Source organism: Cellulomonas sp. URHB0016 (genome assembly GCF_054057935.1).
This window is the reverse complement of the sequence record NZ_JBSRZU010000001.1, coordinates 2451116-2471869: the sequence shown is the minus strand read 5'-3', so window position 1 is coordinate 2471869 and position 20754 is coordinate 2451116. Positions and strand designations below refer to the sequence as shown.

Below are 20754 nucleotides of genomic sequence, written 5' to 3'. Positions count from 1 at the left end.
GAGCCGTTCCTGACCGTCTCCAGCGCCGAAGAGGTCCGCCATGACCCGCCATCAACCCCCACCACGACCCGGGCGTCGGCGCACCGCCGCCCTCGCGTCGGCCACGACGCTCGCCGTCGCCGCCGGCCTGCTCGTCGCCCCGTTCGCCGGAGCCGCGCAGGCGGCCGACCCGACGTACAACTACGGCGAGGCCCTGCAGAAGTCGATGTTCTTCTACCAGGCGCAGCGCTCGGGTGACCTCCCCGACAACTTCCCCGTGAGCTGGCGCGGCGACTCCGGCCTGCAGGACGGCGCGGACGTCGGCAAGGACCTCACCGGCGGCTGGTACGACGCGGGCGACCACGTGAAGTTCGGCCTCCCGATGGCGTTCAGCACCACGATGCTCGCCTGGGGCGCGATCGCGTCGCCCACCGGCTACAGCAAGGCCGGCCAGCTCGACGAGCTCAAGGACAACCTGCGCTGGGTCGACGACTACTTCGTCAAGGCGCACACCGCGCCGAACGAGCTGTACGTGCAGGTCGGCGACGGCGAGGCCGACCACAAGTGGTGGGGCCCGGCCGAGGTCATGGCGATGGCACGGCCGTCGTACAAGATCAGCGCGTCCTGCCCCGGCTCCGACGTCGCGGCCGAGACGGCGGCCGCGCTCGCGTCGTCGGCCATCGTCCTCAAGGACGACGCGACGTACTCCGCCAAGCTCATCACCCACGCCAAGCAGCTCTACTCGTTCGCCGACACCTACCGCGGCAACTACTCGGACTGCGTCACCGCGGCCTCCGCGTACTACAAGTCGTGGTCCGGCTACCAGGACGAGCTCGTCTGGGGCGCCTACTGGCTCTACAAGGCGACCGGCGACGCGACGTACCTGGCCAAGGCCGAGGCCGAGTACGACAAGCTCGGCACCGAGAACCAGACCACGACCCACAAGTACAAGTGGACCGTCGCCTGGGACGACAAGACGTTCGGCGCGTACGCGCTGCTCGCCATGGAGACCGGCAAGCAGAAGTACATCGACGACACCAACCGGTGGCTCGACTACTGGACGGTCGGCGTGAACGGCCAGAAGGTGCCGTACTCGCCGGGCGGCCAGGCCGTCCTCGACTCGTGGGGATCGCTGCGGTACGCGGCCAACACCTCGTTCGTCGCGCTGGTCTACTCCGACTGGCAGAAGGACGCGACGCTCAAGGCCAGGTACCACGACTTCGGCGTGCGGCAGATCAACTACGCGCTCGGCGACAACCCGCGCAAGTCGTCGTACGTGGTCGGCTTCGGCGCCAACCCGCCCACCAAGCCGCACCACCGCACGGCCCACGGGTCGTGGCTCGACAGCATCGCGGACCCGGTGAACGACCGGCACGTGCTGTACGGCGCCCTGGTGGGCGGCCCGCCGTCGGCGAACGACGCGTACACGGACAGCCGGCAGGACTACACGGCCAACGAGGTCGCGACCGACTACAACGCCGGGTTCACGAGCGCGCTCGCACGGCTGAGCCAGGAGTACGGCGGCACGCCGCTGGCGACGTTCCCCGTCGCGGAGAAGCCGGACCAGGACGAGATCTTCGTCGAGGCCCAGCTGAACCAGCCCCCGAGCGGCACGTTCACCGAGGTCAAGGCGATGATCCGCAACGAGTCGGCGTTCCCCGCCCGCTCGCTGAAGAACGCCACCCTCCGGTACTGGTTCACGCTCGACTCCGGCGACTCGGCGGCCAACCTCGCCCTGTCGACGAACTACAGCGAGTGCGGCACCCAGACGGCCAAGCCCGTGCAGTCCAGCGGGAACCTCTACTACGCCGAGCTCAGCTGCGTCGGGCAGAACATCTACCCCGGCGGCCAGTCGCAGCACCGGCGTGAGCTGCAGTTCCGCGTCTCGGGCGGCACCGGGTGGAACACCGCGAACGACCCGTCGTTCGCCGGCCTCACCACCACGGGGCTCGCCAAGACGAAGGCGATCACGCTCTACGACGGCGGCAAGCTGATCTGGGGCACCGAGCCCACCGGCACGCCGACCGACACCACGGCACCGTCCGTCCCGGGCACACCGACCGCCTCGGGCATCACGTCGTCGGGGGCCGTACTCTCCTGGACCGCGTCCACCGACGCCGGCTCGGGCGTGTCCGGGTACGACGTCTACTCGGTCAACGGGACGACGCAGACCCTCGTCGGCTCCTCGACGACGCCGTCGTTCACGCTCACCGGGCTCTCGCACGCGACCGTGTACTCGTACGTGGTGAAGGCGAAGGACGGTGCCGGGAACGTCTCGGCCGCGTCCGCAGCGGGCACGTTCTCGACGCTCGAGCTCGACGCGCCGGACAGGACCGCACCGTCGGTGCCGGGCACGCCCGTGGCGTCGTCCGTCACGACGACAGGGGCGACCCTCACGTGGACCGCCTCGACCGACAACGCCGGGGGCAGCGGCCTCGCCGGGTACGACGTGTACCAGAACACCGGCGCCGAGGCGCTGGTGCTCGTCGGGTCCACGACGAGCGCGTCGTACGCGCTCACCGGTCTGACGCCGGGAACCGCGTACACGTACGCCGTGCGGGCCAAGGACGTGGCGAGCAACGTGTCGGCGTCGTCGGCGTTCGTGACGTTCACGACCGCGACGGTCCCGACGGACACCACCGCACCGTCCGTGCCGGGGACGCCCGTGGCCTCGTCGGTCAGCCAGACCGGCGCGACGCTCACGTGGACCGCGTCGACCGACAGCTCGGGCGGCAGCGGCCTCGCCGCGTACGACGTCTACCGGGTCAGCGGCACGACGCAGACCCTCGTCGGCTCACCGACCGCGGCGACGTTCGCGGTCACCGGGCTCACCGCCGGCACCTCGTACTCGTACGTGGTGCGGGCACGCGACGTGGCCGGCAACGCGTCGGCCGTCTCGTCGGCGGGGACCTTCACCACGCTGCCCGTCACCACCACGGCCGGCTGCAAGGTGACGTACTCGGCGAACAGCTGGAACTCCGGCTTCACCGGCTCCGTCAAGGTGACGAACACCGGCACCACGCCGCTCACCTGGACGCTCGGGTTCACGTTCCCGTCCGGCCAGCAGCTCACGCAGGGCTGGAGCGCCACGTGGACGCAGACGGGCACGGCCGTCAAGGCGGTCGGCCTCGCCTGGAACGCGACCCTCGCACCGGGGGCCAGCACCGACCTCGGGTTCAACGGCTCCCACTCGGGCACCAACACCAACCCGACGGCGTTCACGGTGAACGGTCAGGCCTGCACCGTCGGGTGACCTGACCTGTGAGGACGAGGGGCCCGGCGCAGCACGAGCGCCGGGCCCTTCGTCGTCCGGTCGTGCGGTCGTCCGGTCGTCCGTCGGAGCCTCAGTCGAGGAACAGGGTCCGCAGGCGGGTCGTCGTGAACGTCATCCCGAGCACCACCATGACGACGAAGTAGCCGATGTGCACGAGCATCGACGGGTCGAGCACGCCGAGCGTGAGGCCGCGCACGAGCTCGACGGCGTGCCACAGCGGCATCGCCTTGATCAGCCACTGGATCGCCTCGGGGTACACCGACAGCGGGTAGAACGTGGCGGAGAACAGGAACATCGGCAGCATCACGACGGTGATCCAGTCCATCTGCTGGAACGTCTTGAGGTAGCTCGTCACGGCCATCCCGACCGCCGCGAAGCCGAACGCCACCAGCAGCACCGCCGGCACGGCGGCCAGCGCGGACCACGCGAGGTTGAGGCCCATGACCTGCATGACGGTGAGGAAGCCCAGCGCGTACACGCCACCGCGCAGCAACGCGTAGGAGATCTCGCCGAGCGCCACGTCGAGCGGTCCGATCGAGGTGGTGAGCTGCGCCTGGTAGAGCTTGCCGTAGTGGAGCTTGAAGAACACGTTCCACGTGGAGTCGTAGACGGCGCCGTTCATCGCCGAGACGGCGAGCAGGCCCGGCGCGATGAACGCGGCGTACGACACCGTCCCGCCCGTCGGCAGCGTGAGGTCGCCGACGAAGGTGCCGAGCCCGTACCCCATCGCGACCAGGTAGAACACCGGCTCGAAGAACCCCGAGAGCACCACCATCCAGTTGCTGGACTTCGTCGCCGTGAGGCTGCGGAGCAGGATCGCGCGGGCGTTGCCGGCGTAGAGCGCGCGGACGCCACCGCTGCGGCGGCGCGTCGTCGGGGCGGTCGTCGTCGTCATCCGCGCAGCCTCCGCACGAACCCGCGCCGGGAGAGCACCCACCCGGCGGCCGCCATCACGACGAGCACCGCGAGGTGCGCCCACACGGGCCACGCGCCGGGCGGCGAGCCGTACGACAACGCCCGGCCCACCTCGCTCGCGTGCCACAGCGGGGACAGCCAGCCGATCCACTGCAGCGCCACCGGCATGGTCTCGAGCGGGTAGAAGGTGCCCGAGAACAGGAACATCGGCGTGAACACGAACCGCTGGACCATCGCGAACTGGCCCGTGTCCTCCGTGACGCTCGCGGCGTAGGCGAGCAGCGGCAGGCCGAACGCCATACCCCCCAGGGTCCCGACGAGCGGCATGAGGGCGCCGGTCCACGGGTTGCCGACCGCGTGGAACGCCACGAGGAGCAGGTAGTACGCCGCGGTGGTGAACAGCATCCGCACCAGCACCGCGAAGACGATGCCGCCCATGACCTGCTCGGGCGCCAGCGGCGACGAGTTCATGCCCCAGTACACCCGCCGCCACTTGAAGCCGGACATGATGACGTAGGTGAACTCGTTCGTCGCGATGCCGACCGCCGACGAGGCGAGCAGCGCGGGCGCGACGAACTCCAGGTAGCCCACAGGGCCGTCCGCCCCGTCGGCGACCGAGACGTCGATGAACGCCGCCAGGCCCAGGCCGATGCCGAGCAGGTAGATGAGCGGCGTGCCGAAGCCCTGCATGATGATCGACCACGCGTAGGCCCGCATGCCGCGCCACGTGTGCTCGGCGACGTACCACCAGCCCAGCCGGCGGGGGAGCACGGCCCCGGACATCGCGCGGGCGGTCGGGTCGGCCACCTCGACCTCGGGAACCGTCGGGTCCGCGCTCACTCGATCAGGCTCCGTCCCGTCAGCCGGAGGAACACGTCCTCCAGGCTGGACCGTCGCACCAGGCTCGTCGTGGGGTGCAGCCCGAGGTCCGCGACGCGCTCGAGCAGGGCCTCGCCGTCGTCCGTGTAGAGCAGCACGCGGTCCGGGAGCACCTCGATCCGGTCGGCCATGCCCTCGAGCCGCGCCGCCGCGTCCGCGTTGCGGTCCGACCCGAACCGCAGCTCGGCGACCTCCCGCGTGGCGTACTGCCGGATGAGCTGCGCCGGGGACCCCTCGGCCATGATCCGGCCGTGGTCGACGACCACCAGCCGGTCGCAGAGCTGCTCGGCCTCGTCCATGTAGTGCGTGGTCAGGACGAGGGTGGTGCCGCGCTCCTTGAGCCGGAACAGCCGGTCCCACAGGATGTGCCTGGCCTGCGGGTCGAGGCCGGTCGTCGGCTCGTCGAGCATGAGGATGCGCGGCTCGTTGATGAGCGCCCGGGCGATCGTCAGCCGCCGTTTCATACCGCCGGACAGGTCGTCGACCTTGCTGCCCGCCTTGTCCTCGAGCTGCGCGAACGCCAGCAGCTCGTCCGCCCGTGTCCCGCACAACGCCCTCGGGATGCCGAAGTAGCGGCCGTACACGATGAGGTTCTCGCGGACCTTGAGCTCCGTGTCGAGGTTGTCCTCCTGGGGGACCACACCGAGCTGCGAGCGGATCTCGGGTCCGTGGCTGTCAGGGTCGAGGCCGAGGACCGCGAGGTCTCCGCCGCTGCGGGTCGACACGGCACCGACCATCCGCATGGTCGTCGACTTGCCGGCGCCGTTGGGGCCGAGCAGCCCGAACGACTCCCCGGCGGGTACCTCGAAGTCGATGCCGTCGACCGCTGTCAGGTCGCCGAACGTCTTGGTCAGGCCGCGGGCCGCGATGACGGGGGTCACAGCCGACCAACGTAGACCGAGGCACCCACACCTGGCACCCGGATAGGCCGATCGGGTCCGAACGCCGGGGCGAACCGGGGCGATCCTCCCCGACCCCTCCCCGACCCCCTCGCGCGGCCGATCAGGAGGTCGACGTCGGTCGGCCCAGCGCCGAGGGCCGGCCCGTCCGCCGTGCGGCGGTCCCGCGGGCGAGCGGCCGGCGCTCACCAGCCGAGCCGTCCCAGGGGGCCACCATGCACCGTCCCGTCGTCACCGCGCCGCGGGTCCGCCTGCTGCGCGGAGCGGCCGCCGGTGCGTCGACGGTCGCCGCGCTGGCCGGTGTGCTGCTCACCGGCGGCCCCACGGCGGCCCAGCGGGACGTGATCCGCACCGAGCGGGTCGAGCACGTCGCGCTCGTGCACCGCGTCCGCGTGCTCGAGAAGGTCACGTCGGACGAGGCCGCCTGGAACGACCGGCAGCGCCACCGTGCCGCCGTCGCGACGGGTGCCGCCGTCCGGGCGCACCTGGCCGCCGAGCTCGCGGCCCTGCAGGTGCGGCTCGACGCCGTCCGGGTCGCGGTCGTCGGCGCGCCCGTCGAGGCCGGCCAGGAAGGACTCGTCGACGCGGCCAACGCCGCCGTGGCGTCGGCGGCCACGGTGCTCGACGCCGGCTCGCTGGTCGGTGCGCGGCCGCTCGTGGAGGTGGCCGAGGCCGCAGGCAGCAACGTGACCGCGTCCGTGCAGGCGCGAGCGGCGGCCGAGGCTGCCGCAGCCGCAGCCGCGCAGGCGGCCGCGGACCAGGCGGCAGCCGAGCAGGCCGCGGCCGCGCGAGCAGCGGCAGGCCGTGACACGGTCCACCGGCCGGCCGCCCCGCGCTCCGCGCCCCGAGACGCTGCCCCCGAGGCAGGACCGACGGGCGGCGGGTCGTCGGCCTGGGACGACGTGCAGGCGGCCGCCGCGGGCGTGGCCGGGAGCTACGGGCTCTCGGTCACCTGGGTCGGGACGACCGCGTGCGGCCAGTCCGGGTCCGTGTCCACCGGCAGCTTCTCGGTCCGTGGCTGCAGCACCACGGGCAGCTCCACGATCCAGCTCTCGTTCGGCGACGACGACCCGGGGACGTACCAGGGGTCGCGGAGCAAGCTCGTGGCCTACGTGCGGGCCGTGACGCTGCACGAGACGGCGCACCGCCTGATCGAGCGGCTCACGGGCACCATGTTCCCCGTGGCGCGCTTCGAGCCCCTGGCGGACGCCTACGCCGCGACCTACCTCGGGATGCCGGCCGGGCTGGCCTCGTACGGGTTCGGCGACGAGGACGTCGCCACGGCCGAGGCGATCCATGACGGCCGGTGGTGACGTCCGGCGCCTCGCACGTCGGCGCACGCGTGACGCTGCCGGCCGAGGCGCGGTCGACGTGACCGCACCGGCCGGCTCACGACTACCCTCACCCGGGACCTGGGAGGTCTGGTGCGCACGAGACTGACGCTGCGGCGGCCCGGTGGCGTGTCCACCGACGTCGTGGTCACCACGGATGCCGGTGCGACCATCGGCGACATCGCAGAGGCCGTCGCCCGGGTCGACGGCCTGCCGGCGACGGCGACGACGGGCGGTGTGACGCTGCTCGCGGCCCCTCCGGGCGGACGGCCGGCGCGCACCCTGCACCGCACCGAGGGAGTCGTGGAGGCCGGGCTGCAGGCCGGCTCGACGGTCGCGCTCGTGGGCGCCTCCGACCGGTTCACGGAGCCCGGCCTCGACCCCCGGCTCGCGCACGCGCGGCTGCGCGTCGAGTCGGGCCCGCAGGCGGGGCTCGAGGTGGACCTGCCGCGCGGCGTCGTTACCGTGGGCCGAGGCCCGGCGTGCGACCTGCGCCTCACGGACCAGCAGGTGTCGAAGCTGCACGCCCGCATCGTCGTCGACGACCGCATCCGGGTGGTCGACGCGGGGTCCGCGAACGGCGTGCTGATCGACAACGCCCGCGTCGACGAGGTGGTGCTCGGGCCGGACGACCGGGTGACCCTCGGCGAGACCGTGCTGTCCGTCGTGCGCCTCCGTCCCGCCGACGCCGGCGGTGACGCCGGGGCGTCCGTGCGGTTCAACCGGTCACCGCGCGTCGTCCCCACGTTCCCCGAGCGCACCGTCGAGGCCCCCGCGCCGCCGGAGCCGGCCACCCCCGGCCGGTTCCCGCTCGTGGCGCTGGCGGCACCGCTGCTCATGGGCGTCGCGCTGCTGCTGCTCGCGCCGAGCCCGCTGTCGGCGCTGTTCATCGCGCTGAGCCCGATCATCATGGTCGGCACGTGGCTCGACCGTCGGTTCAGCGAACGGCGCCGGATGCGGACCCAGACGGCGGAGTTCCGGACGGCGCTCGACGCGCTCACCGCCGAGCTCGACGCGACGCAGGCTGACGAGGTCCGAGTCCGGCTGAGCGAGACGCCGTCCACGGCCGAGGCGGTCCGGGCCGGGCTCGACCTGGCGCCGCTGCTCTGGTCGCGGCGGCCCGAGCACGACCAGTTCCTCGACGTGCGGCTCGGCATCGGGCGGGCGCCGTCGAGGACCACCCTGACGATGCCCGCGCGCGGCAGGGCGGTCACGGACCTGTGGACCGAGCTGCAGACCCTGCGCGACGCGCGCGCCTCGGTCGACGGCGTCCCGATCGTCGTGGACCTGCGCACCGCCGGTGCCCTCGGGGTGGCCGGCCACGACGGGCTCGTCGACGACCTCGCCCGTGGGGTCGTCGCGCAGCTCGTGTGCCTGCACTCGCCGTCCGAGCTCGTGGTCACGGCTGTCGTGTCCGCCCCGAGCGCCCGCCGCTGGGACTGGCTCAAGTGGATGCCGCACGTGCAGTCGCCCCACAGCCCGCTCCAGGGCCCCCACCTCGCGACCAGCCCGGCGGCCGCGAACGGCCTGGTGCAGCGCCTGGAGGAGCTCGTCGCCGCCCGCACCGCGCACGGCACCCCGCGCACCGCCCCGCTGCCCGCCGTCGTGGTGGTCGTCGAGGACGCGACGCAGGGCGACCGCGCCCGGCTCGTGCGCCTCGCGGAGGACGGGCCGGACGCCGGGGTGCACGTGCTGTGGTGCGCGGCCACCGTGGAGCAGCTGCCCGCGGTGTGCCGGGCGTTCCTCGCGGTCGACGCCGACGGGTCCACCCGGGTGGGGCTCGTCCGCGACGGCGACTGGCAGTCCGTGGCGTGCGAGGGCGTCGACGCCGTGACGGCGGACGACCTCGCCCGGCGGATGTCCGCCGTCGCCGACGCGGGCGCGCCGGTCATCGACGAGTCGGACCTGCCGCGCAGCATCGCGTTCCTCGCGCTCGCGGGCGAGGAGCTGGCCGACGACCCCGCCTCGGTCGTCGACCAGTGGCGCCAGACCGGGTCCGTGATCGACCGCACCGGGGCCACGCCCGTCCGCCGGCAGCGCGACGCCGGGCTGCGGGCGCTCGTCGGGCAGGGGTCCGCCGGGGAGTTCGTCCTCGACCTGCGTGGCCAGGGGCCGCACGCGCTGGTCGGCGGCACCACCGGTGCCGGGAAGAGCGAGTTCCTGCAGGCCTGGGTGCTGGGCCTCGCGACCGCCCACAGCCCGGACCGGATCTCGTTCCTGTTCGTCGACTACAAGGGCGGCTCGGCGTTCGCCGACTGCGTCGACCTGCCGCACTCCGTCGGCCTCGTCACCGACCTGTCCCCGCACCTCGTCCGCCGTGCGCTCACCTCCCTGCGGGCCGAGCTGCGGCACCGCGAGCACCTGCTCAACCGCAAGAAGGCCAAGGACCTGCTGACCCTGGAACGGGCGGGTGACCCCGACGCGCCGCCCGCGCTCGTGATCGTGGTCGACGAGTTCGCCGCGCTCGTCTCCGAGGTGCCGGAGTTCGTCGACGGCGTGGTGGACGTGGCACAGCGCGGCCGGTCGCTCGGCCTGCACCTCATCCTCGCGACGCAGCGCCCGGCAGGGGTCATCAAGGACAACCTGCGCGCCAACACCAACCTGCGCATCGCGTTGCGGATGGCGGACGAGCACGACTCCGAGGACGTGCTGGGCTCGGCGGTCGCCGCCAACTTCGACCCGGGCGTCCCCGGTCGCGCCGCCGTCCGCACCGGTCCCGGGCGGGTCGCGATGTTCCAGTCGGGCTACGCCGGCGGCCGCTCGACGGGTGCCCCGCCGCGTCCGTCTGTCGGCCTGGAGACGCTCGTCCTGGGCCCGGGCGACGTGTGGGACGTGCCGGTGCCCGTCGACCCGGCGACGGACGACGACGCAGGTCCCACGGACATCGCCCGCGTGGTCCGCACCGTCCGCACGGCCGCCCGCGCCCTGCGGCTGCCCGCCCCGCGCCGCCCGTGGCTGCCCGAGCTGCCCGCGGTGGTCGACCTCACGGACCTGGGCCCGCAGAGCGACGCCGCGCTCGCGTTCGGCCTGGTCGACGTGCCGGCCCGGCAGGCGCAGGACGTGCTCCGGTTCCGGCCCGACCAGGACGGCAGCCTCGCGGTCCTCGGCACCAGCGGGTCCGGCAAGTCGGCCGTCCTGCGCACGCTCGCCGTGGCGGCCGGCCTGGTCGAGGACGGGCCGGTGCACGTGTACGGCCTGGACTTCGGCTCGGGCGGCCTCAGCATGATCGCGCCGATGCCCCACGTCGGGTCCGTGGTCGACGGCTCCGACACCGAGCGCGTCTCGCGGCTGCTGCGTCGCCTGCGCGACGACGTCGACGAGCGCGCCACCCGGTTCGGCGCCGCCCGCGCCGGCAGCATCACCGAGTACCGCGCCCTCGCGGGCCGTCCCGACGAGGCGCGTGTCCTGCTGCTCCTCGACGGGCTCGCCGCGTTCCGGGAGGCCTACGAGTCGGAGCCCGGCCGTGCGCCGTCGTGGTCCGCGTTCCAGCGGATCGTCGCCGAGGGGCGCACGCTCGGCATCCACGTGGTGATGGCCGGTGAGCGGCCCGGTGCGCTGCCCACCGCGCTCGCGGGCAGCGTCTCCCGGCGGCTCGTGCTCCGGCAGGCCGACGAGTCCGCGTACGGGGTGCTCGACGTGCCGAAGGACGTGCTCGGCCCGCAGTCCCGACCGGGTCGCGCCGTCGTCGCCGGGGACACCGAGGAGGTCCAGGTGGCCGTCCCCGCGGGCAGCACCACGCCCGCCGAGCAGGCCGCGGCGATCGAGCGCCTCGCGGAGCGGATGGCCGCCCGTGGCTTCAGCCCCGCGCCCGCCGTGCGCCGGCTCGCGAGCTTCGTCGAGCTGTCCGACCTGCCCTCGTCCGTCGGCGGTCTGCCCGTCCTGGGCGTCGCCGACGACACGCTGGCACCCGTCGGCTTCGACCCGTCCGGTGTGTTCCTGCTCGCGGGGCTGCCGGGCAGCGGTCGGACCACGGTGCTGCGTGCGTTGTCCGCGTCGGTACGCAGGGCCCTGCCGGCCGTCCGGATGGTGTACGTCGGCAACCGGCGGTCGCCGGTGCACTCGATCGACGGCGTCTGGACCGACGTCGCGCTCGACCCGGAGTCCGCCGCGGTGCTCGCGAAGTCGCTGCTCCCGTCGTTGACCGAGACCGCGGTGCCGGGGTCTCAGGTGGTGGTGGTCGTCGAGACGATCACCGACTTCCTCGGCGGCCCGGCCGAGCAGCCGCTGGCCGAGGCGGTCCGCGCCGCCAAGCGCAACGGCCACCTGCTGCTCGCGGAGTCCGAGACCAGCACGTGGGGCTCCTCGTGGCCGCTGGTCGCCGACGTCCGCAACGGGCGGCGGGGCCTCGTCCTGCAGCCGGACCACCTCGACGGGGACTCGCTGTTCCGCACGCCGTTCCCGCGGATGGCCCGCGCCGAGTTCCCCGCGGGGCGCGGGGTGTACGTCGAGTCCGGGAAGCTGCGCCGGGTGCAGATCCCGGTCGCCGACTGAGGCCGTCCGCGACGCGGGATTCCGTGTGACCGGCCGGGCTCCGTCCTGACAGGCTGACCGGGTGGAACTCGCCGAGCTGTGGCCCCCCGCCGGACTGCGGGTGCAGTGGGACGACCTGGAGCTCCGGTTCCTCGACGACGAGCTGCTCCTGCGGCTCGCCGTCCTCGCAGGTGAGGGCGTCCACGCCCCGGACCTGATGCCGTTCGGGTTCCCGTGGACCAGGGGCACCCCGACCGAGGTGGCCCGCAGCGTGCTGCGCTACCAGTGGTCGGCCCGCGGGAAGGTGGAGCCCGACGACTGGCGGCTCGAGCTCGCGGTGCTCGTCGGCGGTGAGCCGGTCGGCATCCAGGGGGTGTTCGCCAGGGACTACCCGGTGACGCGGAGCGCGGAGACGGGCTCGTGGCTGGGCCGCCGCTTCCACGGCGCGGGCATCGGCACGCGCATGCGGCTCGCGATGCTGCACCTGCTGTTCGACGGTCTCGGCGCACACGAGGCGACGACGGCCGCCTTCGCGGACAACCTCGCGTCGCAGGCGGTCACCCGCAAGCTCGGCTACGTCACGGAGGGGCGCCGGGTCGTGGCGCGCGACGGTGTACCGGCCGAGTCGTTGGCGTTCTCGATGGCGCGTGAGCGGTGGCTCGCCCGGCCGTCGTCCCTGCGGCCGGACCTGACGGTGTCCGGGGCGGACGCCGTGGCCGAGCTGCTCGGCGTCGCCACGGACTGACGCCCCCTCCCCGGGCGTCCTTACCTGCGGGCGCTCCGTCGGACCCGTTCGCGCTCGAGCCCGTCGAGCACCAGGCCCAGCGTGAACTCGAACTCCGCGCGGGTGTCGCACACGCTGAGCGCCCCGTCGACCTCGTGCACCACGGACGCGGCCATGCGGGCGAGGTTCGGCATGTGCTGCGCCATCATCGCCAGGGTGGCGGGGTCGGGGGTCGAGTCGCCGCTGTCCGGCTCGAAGAGCTCCGTGCTGAAGCCGAACAGCATGGAGCCGAGCGAGTGGATCGCCCGGTGGGCGAGGTCGTCGTCGAACCCCGCCTGGGTCAGGGTGCCGACGAGCTGCTCGTAGAGCATCCATGCCGACGGCGGGGTCGTCGTCTGCGCGGCGATCAGGCCCGCGGCCCACGGGTGGCGCACCAGCACCTCGCGTGCGGCGAGGCACCGCTGGCGGACCGCGTCGACCCAGAAGTCGGCGGTGACTGCGGCGGCCGCTGCCACGACGAGGCGGGCGACCTCGTCGGCGAGGGCGGCAAGCAGGGCGTCCTTGCCGCGGACGTGGTGGTACAGCGACATGGCCTCGCAGTCGAGCTCGGCGGCGAGGCGACGCATCGTGAGGGCGCCGATCCCCTCGGTGTCGGCGACCGCGACGGCGGCGGCGACGACCCGTTCGCGGCTGAGCGCCTCGCGTACCGGTGACATGCGACCCCCTTGTGACCTGCGCATCTTACGCTGTACGTTCGCCTTACGCTGTAAGAACCCGAAGCCCCGGAGGCGCTCGTGTCCACCTTGACCACATCCTCGGCGCCGCGCGTGACACCCGCCGCGCGCGTCGGCCCTCGCACCGTCGTCTCGTCGCTGTGGCTCTTCGCCATCCTCTGTTACCTGTACTGCGACGTCCTCGGCTTCTTCGTCGCCGACGACCTCCGGGCGATCCTCGACGGCAGCGTCGGCGGCATCGCCCTCACCGAAGGGTTCCTGCTCGGCTCAGCGGTGCTCATGACCATCCCCATGGCGATGGTGCTCATCTCCCGCGTCGCACCCCACCGGGTCGCCCGCTGGGGCACCGTCGCCGCCGGCGGCGTCATGACCGTCGTCCAGGCCGGCTCGCTGTTCCTCGGCACCGACGCGACGCTGCACTACCTGTACTTCTCCGCGATCGAGATCGCGACGACCGGGTTCCTGGTCTGGTACGCCGTGCGCCGGTGGCGCGAGGACCGCTGAACGGCGCGTCGACGAGGAAGGAGCCGGCGCCGCAGCCCTCGTGAACACACCCTGCTGATCCCGACCCGAGGGTGGATACGGCGTGCGGAGCGCCGCGATCGCTTGACCCGACGGCCCGACCTGCCGATGAGAGAGGGGCGTGCCGTCGGCTCGGCGTCTCGCGAGCGACGGCGGAGGGAGAGGCGTGCCGGATCCGCACACCCTCCATGCGGTGATGGTCGGGGTCTACGCCCTGGCTCTCGTCGCCGCCCTCGCCCTGGTCGTCGGGGCATGGCTGCGCCGCCGGACCACGGTGGCCGCATGGGGACTCATGGTCGCCATGATCGGTGTCGCCGTCTGGACGGCGGCCGACCTGATCGTGCCGCTCACCGCAGCGGACCCCGGCCGCTGGGGCTCCCTGCCTGAGCTGTGCTTCTCGGTGGTGGTCGTCGGCGCGGCCATCGCCATGGCCGGTTTCTGGATGCTGGCCAGGTCGCTGTCCGACCGCGACTGGAAACCCACCCGCCGCACGTGGGCGCTCCTGGCCGTGCACCCGCTCGTCATGGTCGTCCTGATCCCGGTCAACCACGCCACGGGGATGGTGCTGAGCGTCGCGCCCCGGACCTCCGAGACGCTGTGGCCGGCGACGCACCTCGGGCCCGGCTTCTGGGCGCACACGCTGTTCAGCTATGTGGTCTTCGGCTGGGCGGGCGCCCTCGTGGTCCGCACCCTCCGCGAGGGCTCGCCGCTGCAGCGGCGACAGGCCGCCAGCCTGCTGCTGGCCGCGGCGATCCCCACGGTCCCGAACCTGATCAGCATCTTCGCGCCTCCGGGGTCGGTCCCTGAGCTGACCGCGATCGCCTTCACGATGACCGGCGCCATCGACAGCTACGCCCTCTTCCGACAGGGACTCCTGACCCTCCTCCCGGTCGCCCGCACCCTCGTCCTGGACAGGCTGAGCGACGCCGTCGTGGTTCTGGACCCGGACGGCCGGCTGCTCGACGTCAACGCCTCGGGAGAACGGCTGATCCGTGCGCTGGCACCGGACCTGCCCCAGCAGCTGGTCGGCGTGCGCGGCTCCGACGTCCTGGCCGGCCGTGGACGGCAAGGGCCGCTCGCTGACGGGACGTACGACGTGGTGCTGCCCTCCGGGAAGACCGTTCTCGACGTCCGGGTCGACCCGCTGCTGGACCGCCGTGGCAGCCTGGTGGCCCGGGTCGTGGTGGTGCGCGACGTGACCGAGGTCCACCGTCAGCGCGACGCGCTGGACCGGCTCCGTGCCGATCTCGCCGAGCAGGCCGTGCGGGACGAGCTGACCGGTCTGCACAACCGGCGGTTCCTGATCCAGGCGCTCGACCGCGCGGTCGAGCACGCCCACCTCGCCGGTGAGGACCTCTGGGCCCTGATCCTCGACATCGACCACTTCAAGTCCGTGAACGACCAGCACGGGCATCCGGTGGGCGACGACCTGCTCGCCCACATCGCCGGGGCGATCACCGCGACGTTCCGGAGCGAGGACGTCGTCGCCCGGTACGGCGGCGAGGAGTTCGTCGTCCTCCTGCCACGCGTGGACCGGACACAGGCACTCGCACGGGCCGACGCGGTCCGACGTCGATGCCAGGCGGTCTCCGTCCACTCGGAGCACGGACCTGTGTCACGCACGGTCAGCGTGGGCGCGGCGTCCCTGCACCAGGTCGCGCTCACCATGGGCGGCCTCGGAACGGCCGAAGGACTCCTCCGGGCGGCCGACTGGGCTCTCTACGCCGCCAAGCGCGAAGGTCGGGACCGGGCGGTCTCGGCGTCGGACATGGTCCCGATCACCGCCGACCGCACGGCGTGAGCGGCGGCGAGCTGAGCAGCCTGTCCTTCCCCCGCCGTGTCCTTGAAGTGCACCGGTGAGTTCCTGACGGACACCAGGCGCTCGCGGTGGGAGGACGGCGTCGGGAGCACCCGCGTCAGACAGGTGGCTCCGCGGCGCGAGCAGGCACACCACCCGAGGGCCGGCGCACGACGGCACCCGGCGGTCCGCCCTCGCCGTGCGTGACCCGACGCCTCACGAGAATCCCCGGTGCGTCGTCGGCGGCTCACCCGACAGCCGCCGTGCGTCCGTCCGGAGCCGCGCACAGGTGCGCGTGCACGAGGCCGAGGGCGGAGGCTGTGAGCACGACCCCGACCAGCACCGGCGCGAGGTGCAGCACGTCGGTGTACCCGATGACGACGTGCACGACGACCGCCGGCAGGAAGCCGGCCGCGGAGGACAGCGCGAGCGTCCACCACACCCACCGCTCTCCCGCGCGCCATCCCCACGCGCTGAGCAGCAGCACGGCCAGCCCGGCACCCAGGAGCGCACCGCCGAAGCCGGCGCGGTCGTGGGCGACGAACGGCACGAGCCGGTCGTTCACCTCGCGCAGCTCGTCCGCGCGAACGCCGAGGAACACGAGGTCGCTCGCGACGAACACGTCCGTGAGCCCCACGACGGAGATCACGATGCCGCCGGCCACGAGCCCGGCAGCCGTGGAGACCATGAGGAGCTGCCCGACGAGCGAGCGGCGGCGCGCGTCCTCGCCGGCGCCGTGCCGGACCGACCAGGCCGGCGCAGCGGGACGCCGCAGCACGGCGAGCAAGAACATCGGGAACAGGACCACCGTGACGGCCGCGTGCAGCGGCTCGACGAACCCCGTCCCGAGGAAGTACAGGAGCGTCGGGAACGCGACGAGCCCGGACACGGCGAGTGCCGTGCGCGCCCACGGCCAGCCGCGGCGCATGCCGCCCCACGCGAGCCCGACGTAGAGCACGCCGATCGCGACCATCGTGCCGGCCATCGTGATGCGGTCGTGCTGGAGGAAGGGCACGAGCCGGTCGTCGATCGCGTCGAGGTGCGCGCGATCCATGCCGAGGTACCGGCGGTCGTACCAGAGCAGCAGCGGCCCGAGTGTGATCGCACCCGCGCCGATGCCGGCGACGACCATGCCGAGCCCGACGCACAGCCCCCACACCCACGCGGGCCAGCGCCGCGGGTCGCGCCCGACGTCCCGCAGCGACGTCGGCGTCCCGGTCGGCGTCCCGGCCTCGACGACCCGCTGGAACCACCCGGGACCCGACCGCACGAGCAGCGCCGGGGTCGCGAGCACGACGCTGCCGCTCACCTGGGCGAGAATGTCGAGCGCGGCCGCGGGGTCCGGGTCGCGCAGGTGCACGTGCCCGGGGACCGGCCCCACGACGACCCGTCCGGCGACGGACGCGCATGCCAGCGCGGCGGCCTCGTCGCTCGCCCGCACGACCACGGTGCACGCGCACTTCTCGGCGGCGCGGCGCACCGTCTCGACGTCGGCGACGCCGACGGGGCCCACCTCGACGATCCCCGCCCCGAGCGCGGGGAGTGCACGCAGCGCGTCGGCGGCGTGCTCGACCGGGACGAGCGCACCGAGCCGTCCCCGCAGGTGCTCGGGCACCTCCGGTTGGTAGGACGCCCACCGCACCGCTGCGCGCCCCGGGGCCGTCGAGCCCAGCATCGCCATCGCGTGCAGCGCGGCACGGTGCGCGTGGCCGCGACCCAGGACCGCGACGAGGACGGGGCGCAGCGGGTGGTAGGTCCAGTCAGGCACGCGCCATGGTCACACAGCGGGCCACGCATCCGGCCCGACCCAGGTCCGGCCATCGTCGTTCCTGTCACCGATCACGGGTCACGACCGTGGACGGACGACCGAGCCGCTCCGACACCGACCCGCCACCCGGCGGAGCCGACTCGGACAAGCAGCCGCCCACCGAGCAGCCGCCGACCGAGCCGGTGACAGCGTCCGCTCCGAGCGAGCCGTCGCGCGCCGAAGCGCAGCCCGACGAGCCCGGCAGGCCGGGCGGACGCACCCCCGCAGAGATGCGGAGTCTGTGAACCTCGACGCTCAACTACTCGGACCGAACTCGGTGGAGCCAAGGGGACTCGAACCCCTAACCCCCTGCTTGCAAACTCAACCGGGCGGCCTCCCAGCCACGAACGTACTGGCCGTGCGTCCGTCGACGTCCACCGTCGTGCAGCGCGCCCCCGCGTCGATTGGCTCCCATTTGGGCTCCCCTCCCGCGAGTCAGCACACTTGAAGGCGCCGAACCGATAGCGGAGCACAAGAGGCCGACGGAGGCCCGGGTCAAGGGTGGCCGGAGGCCATCGCGGAGCGACGCCATCGGCGCCCTTGATGCGGGGTGGAGTCGGACGGATGCTCGGCGATCGGTGCGGAGCCGGGGGCGAGGTCATTCAGCAGCTCGGCCGGGGTGACGCGCACACGCAAGACGGCATCGAGCGAAGCAGCACGTGGGCGGTTCCGAGTAGATGCTTCGGGGCCGCCTTCGTCATGCCCGGCGCCCGGACGGGTGGGGTGCGCGCAGCGAGCTTGCGAGCGGAGCGCGGGGCCCCGCCCGGGAGGCCGACCGCGCGCGGCGGAGCCGCGCGCCTTGAGTCAGTAAGGAAAGTTCTCACGAGGCAGGTCGTCTTCGAATGTCTGATTCCGCTTGATGGGTGACAGGTTGGCTCCACTTGACGGGTGACTCGGTGCCCGCTCGCTTGGTCGTGACGATGGCGGTCACGGGTGAGGGGTCGGGCCGATGCTCGTGGAGTTGAGCGTTGTGGAGCAGCGGTATCACTCGGTGATGGAGGTCCTCGCGGGCGCCCCGGTGACCGAGGTCGCGGAGCGGTATGGCGTCTCGCGCAAGCAGGTCTACGTCTGGTTGGCCCGCTACCAGGCGGAGGGTCTGCCCGGTCTGGCGGACCGCTCGCATCGGCCGAAGGCGCATCCGTGGCGGTTGGCCGGCCCGGTCGAGGCGCGGCTGGTGGCGCTGCGGATCGAGCATCCGCGGTGGGGGCCGCGCCGGCTGGGCTACGAGCTCGCCCGGGCCGGGGTGGACCCGGTCCCGTCGCGCTCGACGATCTACCGCGCCCTGGTGCGGCGTGGGCTGGTCGTGCCGCGTTCGCGTCGTCGGCGACGGCAGGACTACGTGCGCTGGGAGCGGCCCGGGCCGATGCAGCTGTGGCAGATGGACGTGACCGGGTCGGTGCGGATGGTCGATGGCAGCGAGGCGAAGCTGATCTCCGGGATCGATGACCACTCCCGGTTCTGCGTGATCGCGACCGTCGTGACCCGCGCCACCGGGCGGGCGGTGTGTGCGGCGTTCGCAGGTGCGCTGACCGAGTTCGGGGTGCCCGAGCAGGTGCTCACGGACAACGGCCGCCAGTTCACCGGCAAGTACGGCCGGCCCCGCCCCACGGAGGTGCTGTTCGACCGGATCTGCCGCGAGAACGGGATCGAGCACCTGCTCACGAAGGTCCGTTCCCCGACCACGACGGGCAAGGTGGAGCGCTGGCACCAGACCCTGCAACGCGAACTGCTCGACGTGCACCCACCGTTCGTCGACGTGGCCGAGGCGCAGGCCGCAGTCGACGCGTGGCGGGTGGAGTACAACACCGGGCGCCCGCACCAGGCGCTGGACATGGCCACGCCCGCCGACCGGTTCACCGCTCTCCCCGGGCCGGACAGGGCGCGGCTGGAACTGTGGCTGCCGCCGACCCTGACCACGATCGACGAAGCCGACGCCGCACCGGTCGTTGTCCTCCCGGTCGAGCAGGAGGAACCGGCCTGGTCTGCGGCCGGGGCGGTCGAGCTGGAACGGGCCGTGCCGCCCTGCGGGAACGTGGCAGTCGGCGGGCAGCAGCTCTGGTTCGGGCCGCACCGCGCCGGGGAGATCATCACGTTCTGGATCGACTCGACCACCGTGCACCTCTCGTCCACAGGCACCTACCTCAAGAGCGTTCCCTCCCGGCTCTCGGACCGTGACGTGTCCCGCCTTGCGCGGGCCGGCGCCCGCCCCGCCGGACCACCACCGGCGCGCCGCCTGCCCGGGCGGATGCTTGATGGGATCGCGATCGAGGTCGACCGCACCGTCACCCCGCTCGGCGCCGTCAGCCTCGGCAACCGGCCACTGCCCGTCGGCATCGCGTTGGCTGGGCAACGCGTCACCATCCGGCTCGAGCACGACCTCGCCCACGTCCAGCTCAGCGACGGGACCATCTGGCGCACCAGCGCGTTCAGCCTGCCCGCAGCCACGCGGCGTCGACTACAAGGCGCCCGCCCCGCCGAACCGAACGTCCCGCTGCTCGCGCCGTGGCCCGTGCGGGTCGAGCGGCTCGTGTCCTGCCGCGGCAGCATCCAGGTGCTCAATCAGCGCGTCCAGGTCGGTCTGCCTCACGCCCGCAAGACGGTCACGGTCGTCGTCGAAGACACCGTGCTGCGGATCCTCGACGAGGACCAGCGCACCATCAAGGACGTGCCCCGCACCGGAGACCAGGAGGTCAAGCGCATCAAGGCCTACGGGCACCGGTCCGCTGAGCCGGCGCGCGACCGCACGATTCGGCCGGTGCGCGATGATCGGCCCATGACCGGCACGGTGGAGGATCGATGACGTCGAAGGCCTGGGCCTGCGCGAGCTGCGGCACCACCCACGAAGGCCTCGCCATGGTGTTCGGTCCGAGCGCCCCGGACCCGTGGGTCCTGGCGTCCGATGCCGAGCGCGCCCGGGGCGAGCTCAACGCTGATGCCTGTGTCCTGCCCGAGGACACCGGAATCACGAACTACTTCGTGCGCGGACACATCGAGATCCCGGTGCTCGACTCCGACGACGGCCCCTTCTGCTGGTCGGTCTGGGTCTCCCTGAGCGAGACCAGCATGCAGACCCAGGCCGAGCACTGGGACGACCCCGCACGAACAAACCTGGCGCCCATGTTCGCGTGGCTCTCCAACCAACTGCTGCCCTACGAGTCCCCCACAGCGCCGATGGCCAGTCGGATCCACACCCGTGAACCCGGCGCGGTGCCCAGGATCGAGCTCGACCCCTCGGTCGATCACCCGCTCGTCCACGAGCAACTGCACGGCATCACGCTGCACCGAGTGGCCGAGATCAACCGGGCCCTGCTGGGCGACCAGGCCGCCCCGACCACCGACTGACCGTCCGACCGTGATCGGGAGGTGACGACGCACGACAGCCCCGACGGCAGTTCCAGTCAGGGCTAGGAAGCGTCACCCAT

The 20754-nt window shown here is 73.0% G+C and carries 12 protein-coding genes and 1 pseudogene; 8 read left to right on the top strand and 5 right to left on the bottom strand.

Annotated features, from left to right (window positions below):
* Positions 1-40 precede the first annotated feature (40 nt).
* Positions 41-3232: a glycoside hydrolase family 9 protein gene (locus tag ACVW07_RS11400; RefSeq protein ID WP_456819359.1), complete on the top strand. Its 3192-nt coding sequence runs from the start codon at positions 41-43 to the stop codon at positions 3230-3232.
* A gap of 91 nt (positions 3233-3323) precedes the next feature.
* On the opposite strand, the gene ACVW07_RS11395 is transcribed toward ACVW07_RS11400, so the two are convergent.
* From ACVW07_RS11395 to ACVW07_RS11385, 3 genes are read right to left on the bottom strand one after another with little or no spacing between them, the layout of a single operon-like run.
* Complete coding sequence (locus ACVW07_RS11395; RefSeq protein WP_456819358.1) at positions 3324-4148, bottom strand: ABC transporter permease; 825 nt, start codon at positions 4146-4148, stop codon at positions 3324-3326.
* Positions 4145-5008, bottom strand: a complete 864-nt coding sequence (locus tag ACVW07_RS11390) for an ABC transporter permease (RefSeq protein ID WP_456819357.1) — start codon at positions 5006-5008, stop codon at positions 4145-4147. The genes ACVW07_RS11395 and ACVW07_RS11390 overlap by 4 nt, the downstream gene beginning before the upstream one ends.
* Positions 5005-5928 (bottom strand): ABC transporter ATP-binding protein, encoded by a 924-nt coding sequence (locus ACVW07_RS11385; protein ID WP_456819356.1) that lies wholly within the window; start codon positions 5926-5928, stop codon positions 5005-5007. The genes ACVW07_RS11390 and ACVW07_RS11385 overlap by 4 nt, the downstream gene beginning before the upstream one ends.
* A 233-nt stretch (positions 5929-6161) precedes the next feature.
* On the opposite strand from ACVW07_RS11385, the gene ACVW07_RS11380 reads away from it, so the two are divergent.
* The 3 genes from ACVW07_RS11380 to ACVW07_RS11370 all read left to right on the top strand — a co-directional run bounded on the left by ACVW07_RS11380 (position 6162) and on the right by ACVW07_RS11370 (position 12492).
* Positions 6162-7259, top strand: a complete 1098-nt coding sequence (locus ACVW07_RS11380) for a hypothetical protein (RefSeq protein WP_456819355.1) — start codon at positions 6162-6164, stop codon at positions 7257-7259.
* 111 nt (positions 7260-7370) lie between these two features.
* Positions 7371-11768: an FtsK/SpoIIIE domain-containing protein gene (locus ACVW07_RS11375; protein ID WP_456819354.1), complete on the top strand. Its 4398-nt coding sequence runs from the start codon at positions 7371-7373 to the stop codon at positions 11766-11768.
* A gap of 61 nt (positions 11769-11829) precedes the next feature.
* Positions 11830-12492, top strand: a complete 663-nt coding sequence (locus ACVW07_RS11370; RefSeq protein WP_456819353.1) for a GNAT family N-acetyltransferase — start codon at positions 11830-11832, stop codon at positions 12490-12492.
* Between the two features lie 20 nt (positions 12493-12512).
* Here ACVW07_RS11370 and ACVW07_RS11365 read toward each other — a convergent pair whose 3' ends face one another.
* Positions 12513-13187, bottom strand: a complete 675-nt coding sequence (locus tag ACVW07_RS11365; protein ID WP_456819352.1) for a TetR/AcrR family transcriptional regulator C-terminal domain-containing protein — start codon at positions 13185-13187, stop codon at positions 12513-12515.
* Between the two features lie 78 nt (positions 13188-13265).
* Here ACVW07_RS11365 and ACVW07_RS11360 point away from each other — a divergent pair, with 78 nt between their 5' ends.
* A complete protein-coding gene (locus ACVW07_RS11360; protein WP_456819351.1) occupies positions 13266-13709 on the top strand; it encodes a DUF6326 family protein in 444 nt (147 codons plus the stop codon).
* Between the two features lie 184 nt (positions 13710-13893).
* Complete coding sequence (locus ACVW07_RS11355) at positions 13894-15528, top strand: histidine kinase N-terminal 7TM domain-containing diguanylate cyclase (RefSeq protein WP_456819350.1); 1635 nt, start codon at positions 13894-13896, stop codon at positions 15526-15528.
* A 244-nt stretch (positions 15529-15772) separates the two neighbouring features.
* Here the strand turns inward: ACVW07_RS11355 and ACVW07_RS11350 are convergent, their stop codons facing one another.
* On the bottom strand, positions 15773-17293 hold the full coding sequence (locus tag ACVW07_RS11350) for a hypothetical protein (RefSeq protein WP_456819349.1): 1521 nt from the start codon (positions 17291-17293) through the stop codon (positions 15773-15775).
* A 1000-nt stretch (positions 17294-18293) separates the two neighbouring features.
* On the opposite strand from ACVW07_RS11350, the pseudogene ACVW07_RS11345 reads away from it, so the two are divergent.
* A pseudogene (locus ACVW07_RS11345) lies at positions 18294-20066 on the top strand (IS481 family transposase); the annotation flags it as partial.
* Positions 20067-20128: 62 nt separating this feature from the next.
* The gene (locus ACVW07_RS11340; RefSeq protein WP_456819348.1) at positions 20129-20674 is read left to right on the top strand and encodes a DUF2199 domain-containing protein; all 546 of its coding nucleotides are present in this window, start codon (positions 20129-20131) and stop codon (positions 20672-20674) included.
* The last annotated feature ends 80 nt before the right edge of the window (positions 20675-20754 follow it).